Genomic DNA, 16784 nt, shown 5'->3' on the forward strand with positions numbered 1-16784 from the left:
CCATCCACCTCGGATCGCCGCCTTTCGGACGTTTCTTACCCATCGGTCTCAAGTCGGAACTGGTCGGCGAGTAGAGGGTGCCTGCGGCATTTCACCGGTCTCGCCCCGCAGTGCCAGGTCGCGCTCCGCCTGCCGCAGGGCGCGTACCGCCTCTCTCAGGTTCTCCGCGACTTCGAAGTGATCCGTCATACGGGTCAGCTTGAAAAGACGCCGGGAGACGGCTTTTCGGAGCGAGGATCACGATCAGGCGTCCCCCGCGCTCGCCGACCTGTTCCCGAATCTCCAGCAGCAGGCCCACCCCTGTCGAGGCTATGAAGGTCAGCTGGGTGAGATCCACGATCAGCCTGAGCTCACGGCGGGCGAGCACCACCTCATCGAGTCTGGCGCGGACGCGGAGGGCGGTGAAGGCGTCCAGCTCACCGAGGAGGCGAAGAATCCGCAGCGACTCCAGTCGCCAGGTCCGTATCTCCAGCAGCGCGCCAGGATCATCGGCCGTGGCGGCGAGGATGAGAAGATCGGGCCGGCAGACATGGCGTTCACCTTCGCGAGCAGGGCGGAAGGCGGCCGCGTCTCTGGACCAGAGCCCACCATACCCGTCCCAGGCGGCGTAACCACTCCTACGGGCGTGCAAGGCTGGAAGGGTTACCGAGGGCACTTCGCACGCGTCGTTCAGACCTCTCGTCGCCGGTGGCCGTTGGGCCGTAGCCCCGGAAAACCGCAGGCGAGCCATGGCTTCGCCGTTCACCGCCGCCTGGCACGACGTGCGCAGCGAGGACATCAACACCTACCTGTACGAGCTCTTCGGCATGGAGGTCACAGCGAAGGACTTCAGAACCTGGCACGCGACCGTACTCGCCGAGGTAGGGCTGGCGGTCTCCGCACCCACCGCTTCGACCAGAGCACGCAGACGCGCCGTTGCCCGGGTCATGGCAGAGGTCGCCGATTATCTCGGCAACACACCGCCTTGGTCCGGGCATCCTATGTGGATCCTCGCCTGATCGATCTGTACGAAGAAGGACGCACCATAGCAGCGATGCTGCCGAAACTTGGAAAAGGCGTCTCTGGCGGCGATATGGCCACCCACGGCGAAGCCGAACGGGCGGTCATCCCGTTGCTGGGCCGTGCATGACCGCCGTACTTCAAGCGCGGGGCGGCCTGCGGCTCCCACGGCGGAGCCGAGCGCTCAGCGTAGTGCCTTCTCCAGTTGGGCCTTGGTCATACTGGAGCGGCCCTTGACGTTACGTCGCCTGGCCTCCTGGTTGCGGGGTGAGGTAGCGGTGCAGGGAGGTTTTGGGGATGCCGGTCTTGGCCGCGACCTGGCCGAGGGTGTGGCCTTGGGCCTTCAGTAGCCGGGCGTACTCGATTTTGTCGGCCGGGTGGGCGACGGGGCGGCCGGTGCTCTCGGCGACGGCGCGGGCGTGGGCGGCGCGCTCGGCGGTGAAGGTGCGTTCCATCTCGGCGAACAGGGCCAGCAGCAGGAAGGCGATGCGGCCCATGCCCTCGTCGGTGGTGTTGATCGGCAGTGGAACAGCCTGCGAACGATCGCCGACCGGGGTGATTCTGATGGAATGAGCTCATCCGAGGCCCAACGGCCGGATGATCCGGTTGCCGCGCTCGCCGAGCTGACCAGGAACAGCGGCAGCAGGCCGTGCGCCGCTGGCGGCTTCTCCACCCCCATCTGGAAGACGGGGTCTCGATCCGCCGGCTCGCCGCCGACACCGACGCCTCGTCGCGGACCTTGCACCGGCGGCTGACCGCCTACCGGAACCACGGGCTCGCGGGCCTGACCCGCCGCCCGCGCGTGGACAAGGGCCGAGCCGGCCCTCGCCTGCCACCTCTGTTGTTTGATCCAAAAATGGATATTTGGGGGTTTCGGGGGGCCATCCGGGCCCTTTGACTGGACCTGTAGAGGTCGGAGAGCGGAGGGCTGATCTTTGGGCTGTGGCTGATGGCGCGTGACCGAGGCTTCTCGGTAGCCGGAACAACCAACCAGCAGGGGGTTGATCCATGAGAACCCGAGACATCCACGAGAGCCACAAGACGGTGCTGGCGACCTACGCACCTACGAGATCTTGGTGGACCCGGAGTTCCCCGATGAGGCCCGGCACGTGTTCAACACCGCCCGGGTGGCCACAAAGACCTTCAACAGACCGACGCAGCCGGTCGCGGAGTCGCGTATATGGACCCCCTGGTTCGGAGCGTCCGACGGCACATTGCGGCCGAGATCAGCGGAACCGGGCAGGGATGGGCCGAGAAGAACACGCGGGATCGTGAGGGGATAGGGCGATGGCGAATGCAGTAGGCATCGATCTGGGCACGACGAACTCGGTGATCGCGACGACTGAGGACGGCCATCCGATGGTCATCCCGAATGCCGAAGGGTCGCGGACCACACCGTCGGTGATGGCTTTCACCGACCAGGGTGAGGTCCTGGTCGGCCAGATGGCCCGCCGCCAGGCGATCCTGAACCCGAAGGGGACGATCTATTCGGCCAAGCGGTTCATGGGCCGGCGGTTCGAGGAGGTTCACGACGAGATCAAGGCGGTCTCGTTCGACGTCGCGACTGGTCCCGACGGGGCCGTGCGGTTCAAGGTCAAGGACAGGCAGTACGCGCCGGAGGAGATCTCGGCGTTCGTGCTGAGGAAGCTCGTGGCCGACGCGGCGAAGTTCCTGGGTGAGAAGGTCACCGAGGCCGTCATCACCGTGCCCGCCTACTTCAACGACGCCCAGCGGCAGGCCACCAAGGACGCCGGGAAGATCACCGGCTTGGAGGTCCTGCGTATCATCAACGAGCCGACCGCGGCCTCCCTGGCCTACGGCCTGGACAAGAAGGGCAGGGAGGCCGTCCTCGTCTTCGACCTGGGCGGCGGGACCTTCGACGTCAGCGTCCTCGACATCGGCGAGGGCGTGGTCGAGGTCCGCGCCACGGCGGGGGACACCCACCTGGGCGGCGACGACTTCGACCGCCGGATCGTCGACCACCTGGCCGACGAGTTCCAGCGTCAGGACGGCATCGACCTGCGCGCCGCCCCCCAGGCCCTGCAGTGGCTCTTCGAGGCGGCCGAGAAGGCCAAGGTGGAGCTGTCGGCGGTCAGCCAGACCCAGATCAGCCTCCCGTTCATCACGGCGGACGCGAACGGGCCCAAGCACTTGAACACCACGCTGATGCGGTCCACGTTCGAGCAGATCACCGCCGACCTGATCGAGCGGGTCAAGGGTCCGGTCGAGCAGGCCATGGCCGACGCCAAGCTGACCTCGGCTGATCTCGACGAGGTGATCCTGGTCGGCGGGCTTCGACCCCGTCTACGGCGCACGGCCGCTGCGTCGCTTCATCGCCCGCGAGGTCGAGACCCGCGTGCCCGCGCCCTGGTCGCCGACGACGTCCTCGACGGCGCGGTCATCCGTGTCGGAATGACCGGCGGCACACTCTCGGTGACGTACGAGAATCCGGAGGTCTGACCATGCGGTCACAGGCCAAGGACGCGAGCGTCATCCCATGCTCGAAATGCGGACGGAAGAACCGGCTGCCCAGTGCCGCCTCGGGGATCCCGCAGTGCGGCGACTGCCACCAGCCGCTTCCCTGGGTCACCGAGGCGGGGGACGATGACTTCAGCGAGGTTGTCGAGGCGGCCCGGATCCCGGTGGTCGTCGACTTCTGGGCACCCTGGTGCGGGCCGTGCCGCATGGTCAGCCCGGCGCTGGAGCAGGTCGCGGCCGATCTGGCCGGTCGCCTGAAGCTGGTGAAGGTGAACGTGGACGAAGCGCCCCGGCTCTCGGAACGCTTCACCGTACAGGCCATCCCGACGCTTGTCGTGATCGATCAGGGCCGGGTCGTCACCCGGCGGTCGGGCGCGGCGCCGGCTCCCGCCCTCCGCGAATGGGTGGACGATGCGCTGGCCGCCTGAGCTTTCCGAGACGCCGGACCCGCAGGGGGCCTACCCGCGGCTGAGCGACGCGCAGCTCCAGGCGCTGGCCCCGCACGGCGAGCGGCGCCGCGTCCGCCGAGACGAGGTCCTGTACGCGGAGGGTCTTCCGTGCACCGAGTTCTTCGCGGTCCTGGCCGGCAAGATGGTCCTGGACAATGTCGCGACGGGCGGCCAGGCGGGCACCTCCTCGCGGATCGAGAACTACCTCGGCTTCCCGTCCGGGATCTCCGGCGGCGAACTGGCGGAGCGGGCGGCGATCCAGGCCGGCAAGTTCGGCGCGCGTTTCTGCGTCCCCGCACAGGCATGCGGACTGCGCCTGGACGCGGGCGATCACATCGTCACCGTAGGGGAGGGCGGCACGATCCACGCGCGCACCCTGATCGTCGCGACCGGCGTCCGCTACCGGAGGCTCGATGTCCAGAATCTGGAAAGGTTCGAGCCCACGAGCGTCTACTACGCGGCGACCATGTTCGAAGCCCAGATGTGCAAGCGGGACCCGATCGTCGTCGTGGGCGGAGGCAACTCGGCCGGCCAGGCCGCCTTCTTCCTGGCCCGGCACGCCGCCCGCGTCCGGCTGCTCGTGCGCGAGGACGCGCTGTCCAGGAACATGTCCCGCTACCTGGCCGTCGAGATCGAACGGCACTCCCAGATCCAGATCATGCTGAACACCGAGGCCCGGGAGCTGATGGGAGAAGAGAGGCTCGCCGCGGTCATCGCCGAGAACAACGTCACCGGCGAGCGTTCCACGATCGAGGCCCGCGCGATGTTCATCTTCATCGGCGCGGCGCCGTACACCGCCTGGCTGGCCAACGAGATCGCGCTCGACCCGCGGGGCTACATCCTGACGGGCGCGGACGCCACCCGGTCCGGCAAGGAAGGCACACCCGACTCCGCCGACCGGCCGTTTCCGCTGGAGACGAGCAGGGCGGGCGTGTTCGCGGCCGGGGACGTGCGGAGCGGGTCGATCAAGCGGGTGGCCGCAGCGGTCGGTGAAGGCGCCATGGCCGTACGACTGATCCACGACTACCTCCAGGCCGGACAGTGACTCCGGGCCGGAGGGAAGGAAGGAGACCTCCATGGCTGTCATGGCGGTGCCGAGATTCGAACGCTTCTTCCGCAGCGCCGCAGGTGTCGACGTCGACAAGGACGACCTCCGGCGCTACAGCGACTTCGTGAACGACAAGCTCTACGACCTTCTGGTGATCGGCCAGGCCCACGCCAAGGCGAACCGTCGCGACATCATCGAACCCTGGGATCTACCCGTCACCAAGGGCCTCCAGGAGAGCATCCACCGGTTCCGCCTCCTCGACGAGGACATCGAGCTGAAACCCATCCTGGAGCAGCTCGCCACGCTGCCTCCGCTCGACCTGTCGGTCGGCGAGGAGACCGCCGGCCGCCTGCCCGAGATCGTCGGCGGCCTGTCAGCGGCACTGGCTCAGACTTTCAAGATCGTGGATCCGGAGGTGAAAAACCCCGCGACCGAGCAGTGGGAACGCACGATACGTGTCTTCGACCTGCTGCTCTGAGGCGACCGGGACGGCCTCGGCGATCAGCTCGGAACGGCCCGCCCCGGACGCCCGGTGAATCCGGCGCCGAGCCCTCCCAGGGGCGCGGCCGCGGCGAGCAAGGAAGAAGGAACGAACCGTTGACCTGTTGTACGGCGTAGAACCTCTCGCCCCGTCGTCGACGGGTAAGGCGATCCTTCGCATCGAAGGGGTGATGACCATGGGCGACGCTCGCGCGCTCAAGGACAAGCTGCTCGAGGCCTTCAACGCCCAAGATCTGGATCGTGTTCTTCAGTGCCACAGCCAGGACGGGGTCCTGGTGACCCCGGAGGGCGTCGCGGAAGGACACGCTCAGATCGCCTCGTTCTACGAGGAGGTCTTCAAAGGGTTTCCGGACCTGCGCATGACGGTCTGGCACACGGTGTTCTGCGCCGATCCCGCGGTGACCGAATGGATGCTCACCGGCACGCATAACGGGCCTTTCATGCTGCCCGGCGGGGGTGTGCTGGACGGAACCGGCCGTTCCGTCGCCGTTCGCGGCACCAGCACCTGCTCCGTCGGCAACGACAAGATCATCGCTCATCGGATCTACTACGACCAGCTGGAGCTGTACAGTCAGCTTGGTGGCGAACTCGTCTTCGACGATCGCTCATCATCCGCAGGCGAGGGACGGCCGTCGCCCGGCGACTGAGGATTCGATGTCGCCGCCATTTGGCGTGGCTGTCGGGCGGCTCCGCGGGCATCCGCCGGTCACTCCGCTGACGGTCCGCCGCCGGTTCCGGGCCGCCTGTCGGTACCACCCCCGACGGACGGTCCCTGATCAGCCACCCGCTGGGACCATCGCGCGACGGCCAGCGCGGCGACCAGCAGGAACGCCACGCCTGCGTAGACGGCCAACTCGATCCACTGCGCGCGGCTCTCGGCCGCGGTCATGGACACGGCGAGCCGGACGACCACCGACAGGATGTGCCGGACCACCGCGATGACGCCCACGATGATGAAAGGTTCCAGCTGGAGCCGCCCGCCTTCGAGATGCGCCAGAACGGTGACGAAGATCTCCAGAATGATGAGGACGAGAAGCAGTTCTTCGATGACGGTGATCGTCTTGGTCGTCCACGATCCGGAGCTCTGCGCCACTGTGATCCACATGAAGACGATGACGGCCGCGGCGACGACGAGCAGCATGAGCGAGACCAGATAGAGCACCACACGCTCGGTCCAGACGAGGAAGCGCAGCATCTTCTGCTCCGACCCGTTCCGCATGATCTCGGTCACCCGGGAACCCCGCCTGCCCCTGGGCAGCTGCCCGCCCTCCATGGCCTCGCCGCTCTCCTTGGACGCTCGCGCGGCCGGAATGCCGTGGAGGATGGCCGCGCCTCCGATGCCGCGACCCGCCAATTGCCGCTCCACGGCACGCAGGTATGCCCCGACAGGAGGTTAGATACCCGTCCACCATCGGGGCCGTATCCGTACCGCACCCTTTTGCCGTGCTTCGACCAAGACGTGACAGCTTGTTAATGGTCGACGCATATCCGACGCGTCGACCATCGTGCCGCTGAGGGTTCCCAGCCAGCCGGTCCGGCGCCGCCTGGTGTCGTGGCTGGCGGTGATGTGTATCGGTCCCGTCGTCGGGGTCGCAGTCACCAGTGCTACCCTCACCCGACGCGGCGGAGCCGCTGTTGGTCGCTGTCGTCGCGGGAATCCTCGCCCAAAGCTGTACGGGTCAGCTTTCGAGTCGCCTTCCACCAGCGGCCCCGTGTGTTCCGGCTCTCGCCTCCTGTGACTGCCATCGCAACGGCCGCGGCGGTCACGGCGTTGGCCGTCCACCTCACCGGCTAAACCACGGTACTTCAGGCGGTCGTGCTGCGTGCACGATCGCACATCGCGTAGGAACAGAGAGTCAGCTGCGCAGTGCTTCCAATGCGCGACGGCAGGCGTCGGCCGCACGATGTGTGGCGGCCGCCCCCTGGCCCGTTGTGGACCGGGCAGCGCGGCCCGCTCACCATCTCCGGAATCGTCCAGGCCGTCCTGTCCATCGGCCAGGCCGCCGGCCCGCCTGGGCTTCGACTAACGCCACTGGCCGATTGGTTGCTGCTCAAGTCTTGAACTGCCTGGTAGTGTGGAATACCACCTACATCGACGACGCCCTCACCCATGTAGCGGCCGTCGACGCCGGAAAACGTCTCTCCCAACGCCGTGCCCGCCCCGGCTCGGAGGTACGGGTATCGAGTGTGCTGCGACTGCGTTCTGATCGAGATCGACTTCACCGCTCTCGCCGAGGCAGCGTAGGCGATGTAGGCGATCAGGACAGGCCGACGGGGAGCGGCTGAGGACACCGGTTCCGCGACCACGGCACAAGCTGGACGCGGCGGCCTACCTCAGGTGCATCGATGGACGGCGCATATCGGGAGCGCTCGGGAGCCCCGCCTCCTCTCCAGCCGAAAATGGCCCCGAAGGCTTGTCTCCCGCGCGGGTGCGCAGTGCGCTGATCCCCCGGCAGGCTATGTAGATGGTGAAGGAGATGGTGGTGACGTACGGGCTGATCGGGATGCTGCTGCCCAGTGCCAGCAGGATGCCGCCCAGCATCGAGGTGAGGGCGAACACGACGCTGAGCAGCGTGACGAGGCCGGGTGAGGCGCTGACCCGCATGGCCGCGGCGGCGGGGGTGACGAGCAGGGCGAGGACCAGTAGCGCGCCTACGACCTGGATGGAGACGGCCACCGACAGGCCGAGAAGGATCATGAAGAGCGAGGACAAGGTCCGGACGGGGACACCCCTGGCTGCGGCGACGTCGGGGTCGAGGCTGGCGAACGTGAGGGGCCGCCACAGCACGCAAAGGCCGATCAGGACCACCAGGCAGGTGCTGATCAACCAGGTCGTCTGCACCGTGTCGACCGCGACGATCTGACCGGTCAGCAACCCGAACTTGTTCGCGGCCCGTCCCTTGTACAGGGCCAAAAACAGCACACCCAGGCCGAGACCGAACGGCATCAGCACCCCGATGATCGAGTTGCGGTCCCGGGCGCGCACCCCCAAAGCGCCAATGATCAGCGCCGCGACAATCGAGCCGGCCAGCGACCCCGCGGCGACGTTCACCCCGGCCAGCAGCGCCGCGGAGGCGCCGGCGAAGGAGAGTTCCGCGACCCCGTGTACGGCGAAGGGGAGGTCGCGCATCATGACGAAGGTGCCGATGACGCCGCCGACCAGGCCCAGCATCGCTCCCGCGATGAGGGAGTTGCGGACCAGGAACAACAGCTCGCCGTAGTTGTCGTAGTTGAAGATCTGGTGCCAGATGTCACCGGTCATGCTGCAGGCTCTCCGCCGTGGTCGTGGGAACCGGGGGCGCCGACGACCACGAACCTGCCGCGGACCTGAAGCACCTCCACCGGGCTTTCGTACAGGTCGGACAAGGTCTGCGAGGTCATGACCTCCTCAGGGGTGCCGATCAGAAACCGCCCTCCGGCGAGGTAGAGCACCCGGTCGACCATCTCCAGAACCGGGTTGATCTCGTGCGTGACGAACACCACCGAGGTGGCGCAGGAACGTCGCCGCGCGTTCACGAGGTCGGCCACCACCTGCTGGTGGTGCAGGTCCAACGACAACAACGGCTCGTCGCAGAGCAAGATGGCCGGATCGGTGGCGAGAGCTTGAGCGACCCGCAGCCGTTGCTGCTCACCACCCGACAACACCGACAGGGGAATGTCGGCGAAGGCCGTGGCGCCCACGGCCTCCAGAAGTTCCTCCACCCGCCGACGGCTGCGTCGACCGCCGACGGAAAAACCCCAGCGGTGCCCGTCCACGCCGAGCCGGACCAGGTCGCGGCCCCGCAGCGGGGTCTGCGCGGCGACAGCCCGCTGCTGCGGAATATAACCGATCAGGTCACTCCCCCGGCGGGCCGGCCGTCCGCCCACCAGCAGCGTGCCCGCCGACAGCGACTGCTGACCGAGAAGAACGCGCAGGAAACTGGTCTTGCCTGATCCGTTCGGTCCCAAAACCGCGACGAACTCACCCCGCCGCAGATCCAGGTCCAGGCCCTGCCACAGGACCCGATCACCATAGGCGAGCTCCGCGCCGACGAGGCTGAGCATGACGTCGCCATCGGCCATCGCCTTCTCGCCGTGCGAAGCCGTGACCTCAACAGGCTTGGTCATTTGGCCAGAGCGGCCTGGAGCGCGTCGAGGTTGGCGCTCATCCAGCCGATGTAGTCCTTGCCCTCAGGCAGGGTCTCGGTGACCGCCACCACCGGGATGCCGTTATCGTCGGCCGCCTTCTTGAGCTGCTCGGTCTGCGGCCCGCTCGTCTGCTCGTTGTAGACCAGGGCTTTGACCTTCTTGCCGCTGAACAGGGCGAGCGTCTCCCGCAGGACCTGAGGGGAGACATCGTCGCCTTCCTCGATGGCCTCGCTGAACTCCTCCGGAGTGAGGTTCTTCAACCCCGTGGCCTCCAGGATGTACAGCGGGACGGGCTCGGTGATGGCCACAGTGGCGCCGTCCGCCTCAGCGGCGATCTTCGCCTCGTGTTCGACGAGCGGCTGGAGCTTCTGCTTGAAGGCATCGGCGTTGGCGGTGAAGGTGGCCGCCGAGGCGGGATCGGCCTTGGTCAGAGCCGCGGAGACCTGGTCGGCGATCTTGGCGACCGAAGGGAAGTCGTACCAGATGTGCTCGTTGAGTTCGCCGCCGGCGGGTGCGGTCTTGCCGGAGACGGTGACGGCGTTGATGACCTGCGCGGAGGGGTTGCCGCTGGAGGCGAGCATGGTGTCGATGAAGTCGTCATAGCCGCCGCCGTTCTCGACGACCACCTTCGCCTTGGACAGCGCGAGCTGGTTTTGGGTGTTGGCCTCATAGGAGTGCGGATCCTGCGCGGGATCGGAGATGATCGAGGTCACCGCGACCTTGTCGCCTCCCACCTGCTTGACGATGTCGCCGTAGACGTTGGTCGAGGCCACCGCGGTGACAGGCGTTGAGGGCGACGAGGTCCCGGCCGCGGGGGACACCGGCTGCGGCGAGGGGGAGGAGGACGCGCCGCATCCGGCCATCAGCAGCGCCAGGGCACAGAGAGCGGCGGAGCGCATGAGGTGCATGCGGGACCTTCCTAGATCAATAACGGTTTTCATTTCAACCTGGTGCTTTCGTGGACAACCCTGTAGAAAGTGAAAACCATTGTCAAGCTGGAGTGGCGATCGACATGCAACAGGTGCCGTGGTGGCACACCCGACTCAACGAAGCCGGCATCCGGGCAACCAGAAAACGCGTACTGGTACTGGAGGTACTACTCACCGAAGCCCAGCCCATCACCGCCGCGAAACTGCACGGCGAACTCCTGGGACGAGGCAACACCGTCGGCCTGACAACCGTGTACCGAGCGCTGTCCTCACTCGTGGACGCAGGACTCGCCCACGCCTTCACCCAAACAAGCGAGACCACCTACCGCATCTGCGGCCCCACCCGGCACCACCACCTGATCTGCCGCACCTGCGGCCTGGTGACAGAAGAGGCGACCAAGAAACGACCAGACGGCTTCCGCGTCGAAGAGGTATACGGCATCTGCGGTGACTGCGCGGCCTTCCTCCAACCGGCGAACCCGGGTTAAGGCCCCGGCCCCGGGAACTGCCGACTGTCAACCCGATCCGGCCACCGCCTCCGCGCCGCCCCCCAAACTGGTCGCGCAGACCGAGCGCACCCTCAACAAACACACCGGTGTGCGGTGGTCAGGCTGAGGCCGCCGGCCGAGATGACGCAGCAACAGAGCGGACGTGGGACTCGCCGATCCCATTGATCCAGCCCATGAGTCGGCGGACAACAGGCGAGCCTCCAAGAGTATAAATATGGTTATCATTTCCACTAGCCTGTATCGAACGCCGGCTCCGCACCCGGTTCGGCCGACGCGTGCAACCACTGCTTTTCCTACTCGTCGCGGTCAAGGGCAACGGCATGACAGTCCAGCTCAGGGAAGGGAAGGGATCTTGGCAATCGACCCGGGACCGCTCGAGACCGATTCCGAGTGGTCAGGTATCGAGGTGACCGTGGAGGCGGGCGTCTGTGTCGGCGCCGGACAATGCGTGCTCGCCGCCCCCGAGGTCTTCGATCAGGGCACCGACGGGCTGGTGGTCCTTCTCGACGAGACTCCGCCCCCTTCTCTGCACGCCGCCGTGCGAGAGGCCGCACGTCGGTGCCCGTCCGGTGCCGTCACCGTCGGCGACAGCACGGCCCGCTGAGAAGACACGCTCGGCGGTCGCCCACCGAACCGCTTTCCGCCCCCGCCCCCGTCCAGAGCCGCTGAGGCGGCACGCGTCTGCCTCATGAGCAGCCCGGCTCCCCGAACACCCACCACCGCAGTGCCCCCATATCAAGGAGAACCATGTCCCGCCCATTCGACCGCCGTCGTTTCCTCCGCCAGGGAGCCCTGACCGCCGTGGCTCTGGCCGCCGGGCCTGGTTTGATCACCGCCTGCTCCGCCGATGGCTCCACCGCGTCACCGAAGGCCGCTGCGGCTTCCGGAACCCCCCGGGCCGGGGGCACCCTCCGGGCGGCCTTCGTCGGTGGCGGCGCGTCCGAGACCCTCGACTTTTTCAACGGCCCCACCCCGCTGGACCTGGTACGAGCCCGCGCCTGGCACGCCACCCTCGGCAATCTCGATCCCACCGCCGAGGACGGCGTTCGCTACGGGATTCTCAAGGGCATCGATGTGTCCGAGGATCTGTCCACGTACACCCTGCACCTTCGACCCGATATCCGTTTCACCGACGGCTCCGCGCTGACCTCGGCCGACGTCCTGCACTCCCTGGCGACCCTTGCGGCGGGCAGCACGCTGCCGGTGTTTCGGATGGCCTCGCTCAACTTCGACCTCGCTCGCGCGAAGGCGGACGGCGCCCTCAAAGTGATCCTGCCGACCGTTCGTCCGATCGCCGACGGTCGTCTGATCCTGTGCCAGGGCAATTTCCTCGTCGTCAAGGACGGAACGAAGCAGTTCTCCACCGGCATGCCGAGTTGCGGTCCGTTCACGCTCACCGAGTTCACCGCCGGGCAGGGAGCCGCCTTCACCCGCAACGACGACTACTACGGGGCCGCCCTGGGGCAGGGACCCCGCCTTGCCGGTCTGGAACTGCGTTCGATCGCCGACTCCGACGCCCGGGCCGGTGCGCTGACGAGCGGCGAGGTCGACTTCGTGCACGACCTCTCCCCCGTCACCGCTCGTACGCTGTCCGCCAACGAGAAGTTCGACCTCGTATCCTCCAGGAGCCCTTACCTGGTCGGCCTGTCCTTCCGGATGAACATGAACGTCAAGCCGTTCGACGACGAGCGGGTGCGCGAGGCGTTCAAACTCGCCGCGGACCGCGAGGCCATGGTGAGGACGGTGTTCTACGGCAACGCCACCGTGGGCAACGACCTGCCCTCAATGGGCTTCCCCGACTACGTGGAGGGGCTCGCGCAGCGGGCGCACGACCCTGACAAGGCCCGCTCCTTGCTCAAGGCCGCCGGCGCCGAGGGGATGGAGATCGTGCTGACCACGGGGCCGGAGACGCCGGGCATGGTCGAGGTGGCGACCCTGTATGTCGAGGACCTGAAGAAGATCGGGGTGAGGGCCTCGCTCAAGGAGCTGCCCGCCGGCCAGCTCTTCGCCGACTTCGCCGCCTACACCCGGCTACCGCTGGCCGCCTCCTATCAGGTGCCGGTCCCGGCTCTGTCGACCTACCAGATCGGCACGGCCGGTGGCGCGCCGTCGGCGTTCGGCTGGAAGCGCCCCGATGTCGACGCGCTCGTCTCCAAATCCCGCGCGCAGAGCGAGCCCGCGGAGGCGAAGAGGATCGGAACCGAGGCACAAAAGGAGCAGTGGGAGGACGGGAACACGGTGCTGCCGGTGTTCAAGCCCTACGTCAACGCCCAGGCGAAGGGGGTCACCGGCATCCAGGACGACCTGTTCGAGCAGTTCCCCGGTTTTTCCCGGGCAGCCCTGACGTGAGCTGGGCGGTCTTCGTCGGCCGCCGGGTCGTCGGCGCGGCCGTGCTGCTCGTACTGCTGTCCGGCGCGGTGTTCGCCGCCACGGCCGTGCTGCCGGGAGACGCGGTCAGCGCGGTGGCGGGCACCGATGCCTCCATGGCGGAACGCGCCCGGGTCCGGGCCGCCCTCGGCCTGGACCGGCCGGTGGCCGAACGGTATGCCCAGTGGGCACTCAGCGCGGTCCGCGGCGACCTGGGTACCGGATTCGTCGGGCGTCGGCCGGTCGCGGAGGTGCTGGGAGCCCGGCTCCCCAACAGCCTGCTGCTGGCCGGCCTGACCCTCGTCCTCACCGTTCCGCTCGCGGTGCTGCTCGGCCTGTCGGCCGGGCTTCGGGCGGGCGGTACCGCCGACCGTCTGCTCTCCTCCCTCGCCCAGGTCGCGGCGGGGATACCGGAGTTCGTGTCGGCGGCGCTGCTGATCGCCGTGCTGTCGGTGCAACTGGACCTGCTGCCACGGGTATCCCTGGTGCCGTTGGGCGGCACCCCGCTCGACGCCCCGCAGAGCCTGGTGCTGCCTGTGCTCACCCTCACCGCGGTCGCTCTGGCCACGGCCACCCGACTGATTCGCGTCTCGGCGGCGGACGTGGCGGCCTCCCCGTACGTGGAGACGGCCCGGCTCAACGGGGTGCGTGGCCTGCGCCTGGCCCTGCGTCATGTGCTGCCCAACGCCGTCGGTCCCGCCGTGCAGGCCCTCACGCTCATCACCGGTGTGCTGGTCGGCGGGGCCGTGGTCGTGGAGAGTGTCTTCGACTATCCCGGTATCGGTCGCGAGCTTCAACAAGCCGTCGCGGCCAGGGACATACCGATGGTGCAGGGCATCGCCACGGCCCTGGCCGCGGTGATGCTGCTGATCCTGCTGCTGGGCGACATCTGTGGACGGCTGCTCGATCCGGTGGGCGGGGATCGGCGATGACGGGTGTCCTGATGCAGGAGGGACGACTGCGGGCGGGCGGCTCTCTGCTGCGACCATGCCGCCGATGGCTGCCGCTGCTCGCCGGGGCCGGGGCGCTGTTCGTGGTCGTGGTCGGGCTGTGCGGGCCGCTGATCGCTCCGCACAGCCCGACCGAGCAGCTGGGGACGCCCTTTCGGTCACCGGACGGCATCCATCTGCTGGGTACCGACGTCCTGGGCCGGGACGTGCTGAGCCGCGTGCTGTGGGGAGGGCGGGTGATCGTCCTCACCGGGCTCGGCGCGACGCTGGTCGCCGGAGCCGCAGGAATGGCCGCGGGTGTGTTGACGGGGCTCGCGCCCCGCCGCGTCGGCGATCTCGTGCTGCGGCTCGTGGACGCCTTGGCGGTGCTTCCCGCGCTGTTGCTCATTCTCGTGCTGGCGGCCGGTTTCCCCGGCAGCGACCTGGCGGTCGTGGCCGCCGTCGCCCTGGCCACCACTCCGTTCTCGGTACGTGTGCTGCGCGCGGCCACCCGGCAGGTCGTCGTCACCGGCTACGCGGAGGCGGCGTATGCCCGTGGCGACAGCAGATGGGCCGTGCTGGGCCACGACATACTGCCCAACATCGCCGGACCGGCACTGGCGGACACGGCCCTGCGGCTGGTCGCGTCCGTCCACCTCACCGCCACCGCCGGCTTCCTCGGTCTCGGCCGCGGCGCGCCGGCCCCGAACTGGGGACGCATGATCAACGAGAACATACCCGGTGCCTCTCTGACGGTCGCGCCCTTCCTGGCGCCCACCCTGTTGATCGTGCTGCTCTCGGTCTGCGTCGGCCTGCTGGCCGACTGGTTCGCCGACGCGGCATCCGGGGAGCGGCGATGACCAGCGCGGACGGCGAGGAACTGCTCCGCGTCACGGGGCTGACGCTGGCCCCGGTCGGCGGCGGCCTCCCCGTTCTGCGGGAGGCGACGCTGACCCTCGCCTCCGGGCGGGTGCTGGGGGTGGTCGGGCGGTCAGGCTCGGGCAAGAGCAGCCTGGCGCTGAGCCTGCTCGGCCACGTGCGCCCCGGCCTGGAACGGCGCTCCGGCACGGTGCGGGTGGCCGGTCTCGATCCGTTCGACCGGTCGGGAGCCCGCCGGTTGCGTGGCCGGGTGGTGTCGTTCACGGGGCAGGATCCGGCGGCCTCCCTCAACCCCGCGCTACGGATCGGGGCACAGGTCGCGGAGGCGGTACGGCTGCGCTCACCCGGACTCTCCGACGTCGCCGGGCAGGTCCGGTCGCTATTGTCGTCGGTACGGCTGCCGGCCGACAGGGCGTTTCTGCGGCGCCGTCCCCATCAGGTCTCCGGCGGGCAGGCGCAGCGGGTGGCACTCGCCGCCGCCCTGGCGGGCAGGCCGCGGCTGCTGGTCCTGGACGAGCCGACGGGCAGCCTGGACACCGTGCTGGCCCACCAGATGCGTGAACTGCTGACCGAACTGGTGCGAGACGGTGACCGCACGGCGGTGCTGGTCGGTCATGACCCGGATTGGGTCGCGGCGCTGGCGGACGAGGTGATCCGGCTGGACGACGGGCGGATCACCGCCTCCGGCCCGCCGCGGACGGTACTGCCGGTCGGGCCGCACGTCACCGCGCCCGCCGACCGTGCGGATGCCGAGGCTCCCCGGACGGCCGTTGGCGAGAACCGGGGCGAGCTGCGGGTATGCGACCTGTCGGCCGCGCACGGCCGCAGAGTCGTCCTGCACGAGGTCTCGCTGACCGTCCCCGCCGGCACGTGCACAGCTGTGGTGGGGCCGTCCGGTTCCGGCAAGACCACCCTTGCCCGCTGTCTGGTCGGCCTGCATCGCGCGGTGCGGGGCACGGCCGGCTGGAGGGACGGGTTCGACGGGCCGCCTGTCGCTTCGGGGCGCGGCCGTGCGGTGCAGTTGGTGGCCCAGGACTCCCGTGGGGCGCTCAATCCGCGAGAGTCCGTGCGGACCGCCCTGATGCGGCCGCTGACCGGCCTGCGAGGAATGTCAGCCGAGGAGGCCGCCGCCGAGGCCGGCAGGACGCTCGGGCTGGTCGGCCTGGCGCCGGCGATCCTGTCACGCCGGCCAGGCGAGTTGTCCGGCGGGGAGCGCCAGCGGGTCAACCTGGCGCGGGCCCTGGCCGGTGCGCCGCAGGTGCTGGTCTGTGACGAGATCACCTCGGCGTTGGACCCGGAGATCGGGGCCGGCGTCCTGGACCTGCTGACCTCGTTGCGCCGGACGCTGGGGCTGACGGTATTGCTGGTGACCCATGACCTGACCGAGGTGGCACGGTACGCGGACCGGGTCGTCGTCTTGGACGGCGGGCGGGTGGTCGAGTCGGGCCCACCGGGCCGGGTGTTCGCCCGGCCGGAGCACGCGGTGACACGGGAACTGGTTGGCTGCTCCCGGGTGGGCCCGGCACGAGACCCGGTGTAGCCGCAGAAGGCAGGGGCGAAGGAGACGC

General features: G+C 68.6%; 18 protein-coding genes. 12 read left to right on the forward strand and 6 right to left on the reverse strand.

All coding sequences use genetic code 11. The features are described 5' to 3' along the window. Window positions 1–91 precede the first annotated feature (91 nt). Window positions 92–631 (reverse strand): STAS domain-containing protein, encoded by a 540-nt coding sequence (locus tag OIE13_RS12395; RefSeq protein ID WP_326640004.1) that lies wholly within the window; start codon window positions 629–631, stop codon window positions 92–94. A 97-nt stretch (window positions 632–728) separates the two neighbouring features. On the opposite strand from OIE13_RS12395, the gene OIE13_RS12400 reads away from it, so the two are divergent. Then, the gene (locus OIE13_RS12400; RefSeq protein ID WP_326640003.1) at window positions 729–998 is read left to right on the forward strand and encodes a hypothetical protein; all 270 of its coding nucleotides are present in this window, start codon (window positions 729–731) and stop codon (window positions 996–998) included. A gap of 240 nt (window positions 999–1238) precedes the next feature. On the opposite strand, the gene OIE13_RS12405 is transcribed toward OIE13_RS12400, so the two are convergent. Next, complete coding sequence (locus OIE13_RS12405; protein WP_326640002.1) at window positions 1239–1496, reverse strand: helix-turn-helix domain-containing protein; 258 nt, start codon at window positions 1494–1496, stop codon at window positions 1239–1241. A gap of 790 nt (window positions 1497–2286) precedes the next feature. On the opposite strand from OIE13_RS12405, the gene OIE13_RS12410 reads away from it, so the two are divergent. From OIE13_RS12410 to OIE13_RS12430, 5 genes are all read left to right on the forward strand, one after another. Beyond that, window positions 2287–3459, forward strand: coding sequence for an Hsp70 family protein (locus OIE13_RS12410; RefSeq protein ID WP_442811595.1), 1173 nt, complete (start codon window positions 2287–2289; stop codon window positions 3457–3459). A gap of 2 nt (window positions 3460–3461) precedes the next feature. Continuing rightward, window positions 3462–3905 (forward strand): thioredoxin, encoded by a 444-nt coding sequence (gene trxA / locus OIE13_RS12415; protein ID WP_326640001.1) that lies wholly within the window; start codon window positions 3462–3464, stop codon window positions 3903–3905. Then, entirely contained in the window at window positions 3889–4971 is a 1083-nt protein-coding gene (locus OIE13_RS12420) for an NAD(P)/FAD-dependent oxidoreductase (protein ID WP_326639999.1), read from the forward strand. The genes trxA and OIE13_RS12420 overlap by 17 nt, the downstream gene beginning before the upstream one ends. Window positions 4972–5002: 31 nt before the next feature. Next, on the forward strand, window positions 5003–5452 hold the full coding sequence (locus OIE13_RS12425; protein WP_326639998.1) for a DUF1931 family protein: 450 nt from the start codon (window positions 5003–5005) through the stop codon (window positions 5450–5452). 193 nt (window positions 5453–5645) lie between these two features. Then, window positions 5646–6122, forward strand: coding sequence for an ester cyclase (locus OIE13_RS12430; protein WP_326639996.1), 477 nt, complete (start codon window positions 5646–5648; stop codon window positions 6120–6122). 59 nt (window positions 6123–6181) lie between these two features. Here the strand turns inward: OIE13_RS12430 and OIE13_RS12435 are convergent, their stop codons facing one another. The 4 genes from OIE13_RS12435 to OIE13_RS12450 all read right to left on the reverse strand — a co-directional run bounded on the left by OIE13_RS12435 (window position 6182) and on the right by OIE13_RS12450 (window position 10511). Then, window positions 6182–6841 (reverse strand): phosphate-starvation-inducible PsiE family protein, encoded by a 660-nt coding sequence (locus OIE13_RS12435; protein ID WP_326639994.1) that lies wholly within the window; start codon window positions 6839–6841, stop codon window positions 6182–6184. 963 nt (window positions 6842–7804) lie between these two features. Further along, entirely contained in the window at window positions 7805–8737 is a 933-nt protein-coding gene (locus OIE13_RS12440) for a metal ABC transporter permease (protein ID WP_326639993.1), read from the reverse strand. Continuing rightward, window positions 8734–9582, reverse strand: a complete 849-nt coding sequence (locus OIE13_RS12445) for a metal ABC transporter ATP-binding protein (protein WP_326639991.1) — start codon at window positions 9580–9582, stop codon at window positions 8734–8736. The genes OIE13_RS12440 and OIE13_RS12445 overlap by 4 nt, the downstream gene beginning before the upstream one ends. Then, a complete protein-coding gene (locus OIE13_RS12450) occupies window positions 9579–10511 on the reverse strand; it encodes a metal ABC transporter solute-binding protein, Zn/Mn family (RefSeq protein ID WP_326639990.1) in 933 nt (310 codons plus the stop codon). Before OIE13_RS12450 ends, OIE13_RS12445 begins: the two co-directional genes overlap by 4 nt. Before the next feature lie 50 nt (window positions 10512–10561). Here OIE13_RS12450 and OIE13_RS12455 point away from each other — a divergent pair, with 50 nt between their 5' ends. The 6 genes from OIE13_RS12455 to OIE13_RS12480 all read left to right on the forward strand — a co-directional run bounded on the left by OIE13_RS12455 (window position 10562) and on the right by OIE13_RS12480 (window position 16756). Beyond that, window positions 10562–11020, forward strand: coding sequence for a Fur family transcriptional regulator (locus OIE13_RS12455; RefSeq protein WP_326639989.1), 459 nt, complete (start codon window positions 10562–10564; stop codon window positions 11018–11020). Window positions 11021–11393: 373 nt separating this feature from the next. Continuing rightward, on the forward strand, window positions 11394–11645 hold the full coding sequence (locus OIE13_RS12460) for a ferredoxin (RefSeq protein ID WP_326639988.1): 252 nt from the start codon (window positions 11394–11396) through the stop codon (window positions 11643–11645). Between the two features lie 143 nt (window positions 11646–11788). Beyond that, a complete protein-coding gene (locus OIE13_RS12465) occupies window positions 11789–13390 on the forward strand; it encodes an ABC transporter substrate-binding protein (protein ID WP_326830028.1) in 1602 nt (533 codons plus the stop codon). Continuing rightward, a complete protein-coding gene (locus tag OIE13_RS12470) occupies window positions 13387–14340 on the forward strand; it encodes an ABC transporter permease (RefSeq protein ID WP_326639986.1) in 954 nt (317 codons plus the stop codon). Before OIE13_RS12465 ends, OIE13_RS12470 begins: the two co-directional genes overlap by 4 nt. Continuing rightward, window positions 14337–15197 carry an ABC transporter permease gene (locus OIE13_RS12475; protein WP_326830029.1) on the forward strand — a complete coding sequence of 287 codons (861 nt, stop codon included), beginning with the start codon at window positions 14337–14339 and terminating at the stop codon, window positions 15195–15197. The genes OIE13_RS12470 and OIE13_RS12475 overlap by 4 nt, the downstream gene beginning before the upstream one ends. Continuing rightward, window positions 15194–16756 (forward strand): ABC transporter ATP-binding protein, encoded by a 1563-nt coding sequence (locus tag OIE13_RS12480; protein ID WP_326639984.1) that lies wholly within the window; start codon window positions 15194–15196, stop codon window positions 16754–16756. The genes OIE13_RS12475 and OIE13_RS12480 overlap by 4 nt, the downstream gene beginning before the upstream one ends. Window positions 16757–16784: the final 28 nt, after the last annotated feature.

It is taken from the genome of Streptosporangium sp. NBC_01810 (genome assembly GCF_035917355.1).
Taxonomy (GTDB): domain Bacteria; phylum Actinomycetota; class Actinomycetes; order Streptosporangiales; family Streptosporangiaceae; genus Streptosporangium.

Excerpts from the sequence above, each read along its gene's own strand:
- OIE13_RS12400 (WP_326640003.1), top strand. The coding sequence starts at position 729 with ATGGCTTCGCCGTTCACCGCCGCCTGGCACGACGTGCGCAGCGAGGAC.
- OIE13_RS12480 (WP_326639984.1), top strand. The coding sequence starts at position 15,194 with ATGACCAGCGCGGACGGCGAGGAACTGCTCCGCGTCACGGGGCTGACG.
- OIE13_RS12440 (WP_326639993.1), bottom strand. The coding sequence starts at position 8,737 with ATGACCGGTGACATCTGGCACCAGATCTTCAACTACGACAACTACGGC.
- OIE13_RS12475 (WP_326830029.1), top strand. The coding sequence starts at position 14,337 with ATGACGGGTGTCCTGATGCAGGAGGGACGACTGCGGGCGGGCGGCTCT.
- OIE13_RS12430 (WP_326639996.1), top strand. The coding sequence starts at position 5,646 with ATGACCATGGGCGACGCTCGCGCGCTCAAGGACAAGCTGCTCGAGGCC.
- OIE13_RS12405 (WP_326640002.1), bottom strand. The coding sequence starts at position 1,496 with ATGGGCCGCATCGCCTTCCTGCTGCTGGCCCTGTTCGCCGAGATGGAA.
- OIE13_RS12465 (WP_326830028.1), top strand. The coding sequence starts at position 11,789 with ATGTCCCGCCCATTCGACCGCCGTCGTTTCCTCCGCCAGGGAGCCCTG.
- OIE13_RS12410 (WP_442811595.1), top strand. The coding sequence starts at position 2,287 with ATGGCGAATGCAGTAGGCATCGATCTGGGCACGACGAACTCGGTGATC.
- OIE13_RS12425 (WP_326639998.1), top strand. The coding sequence starts at position 5,003 with ATGGCTGTCATGGCGGTGCCGAGATTCGAACGCTTCTTCCGCAGCGCC.
- OIE13_RS12450 (WP_326639990.1), bottom strand. The coding sequence starts at position 10,511 with ATGCACCTCATGCGCTCCGCCGCTCTCTGTGCCCTGGCGCTGCTGATG.
- OIE13_RS12445 (WP_326639991.1), bottom strand. The coding sequence starts at position 9,582 with ATGACCAAGCCTGTTGAGGTCACGGCTTCGCACGGCGAGAAGGCGATG.
- trxA (WP_326640001.1), top strand. The coding sequence starts at position 3,462 with ATGCGGTCACAGGCCAAGGACGCGAGCGTCATCCCATGCTCGAAATGC.
- OIE13_RS12420 (WP_326639999.1), top strand. The coding sequence starts at position 3,889 with ATGCGCTGGCCGCCTGAGCTTTCCGAGACGCCGGACCCGCAGGGGGCC.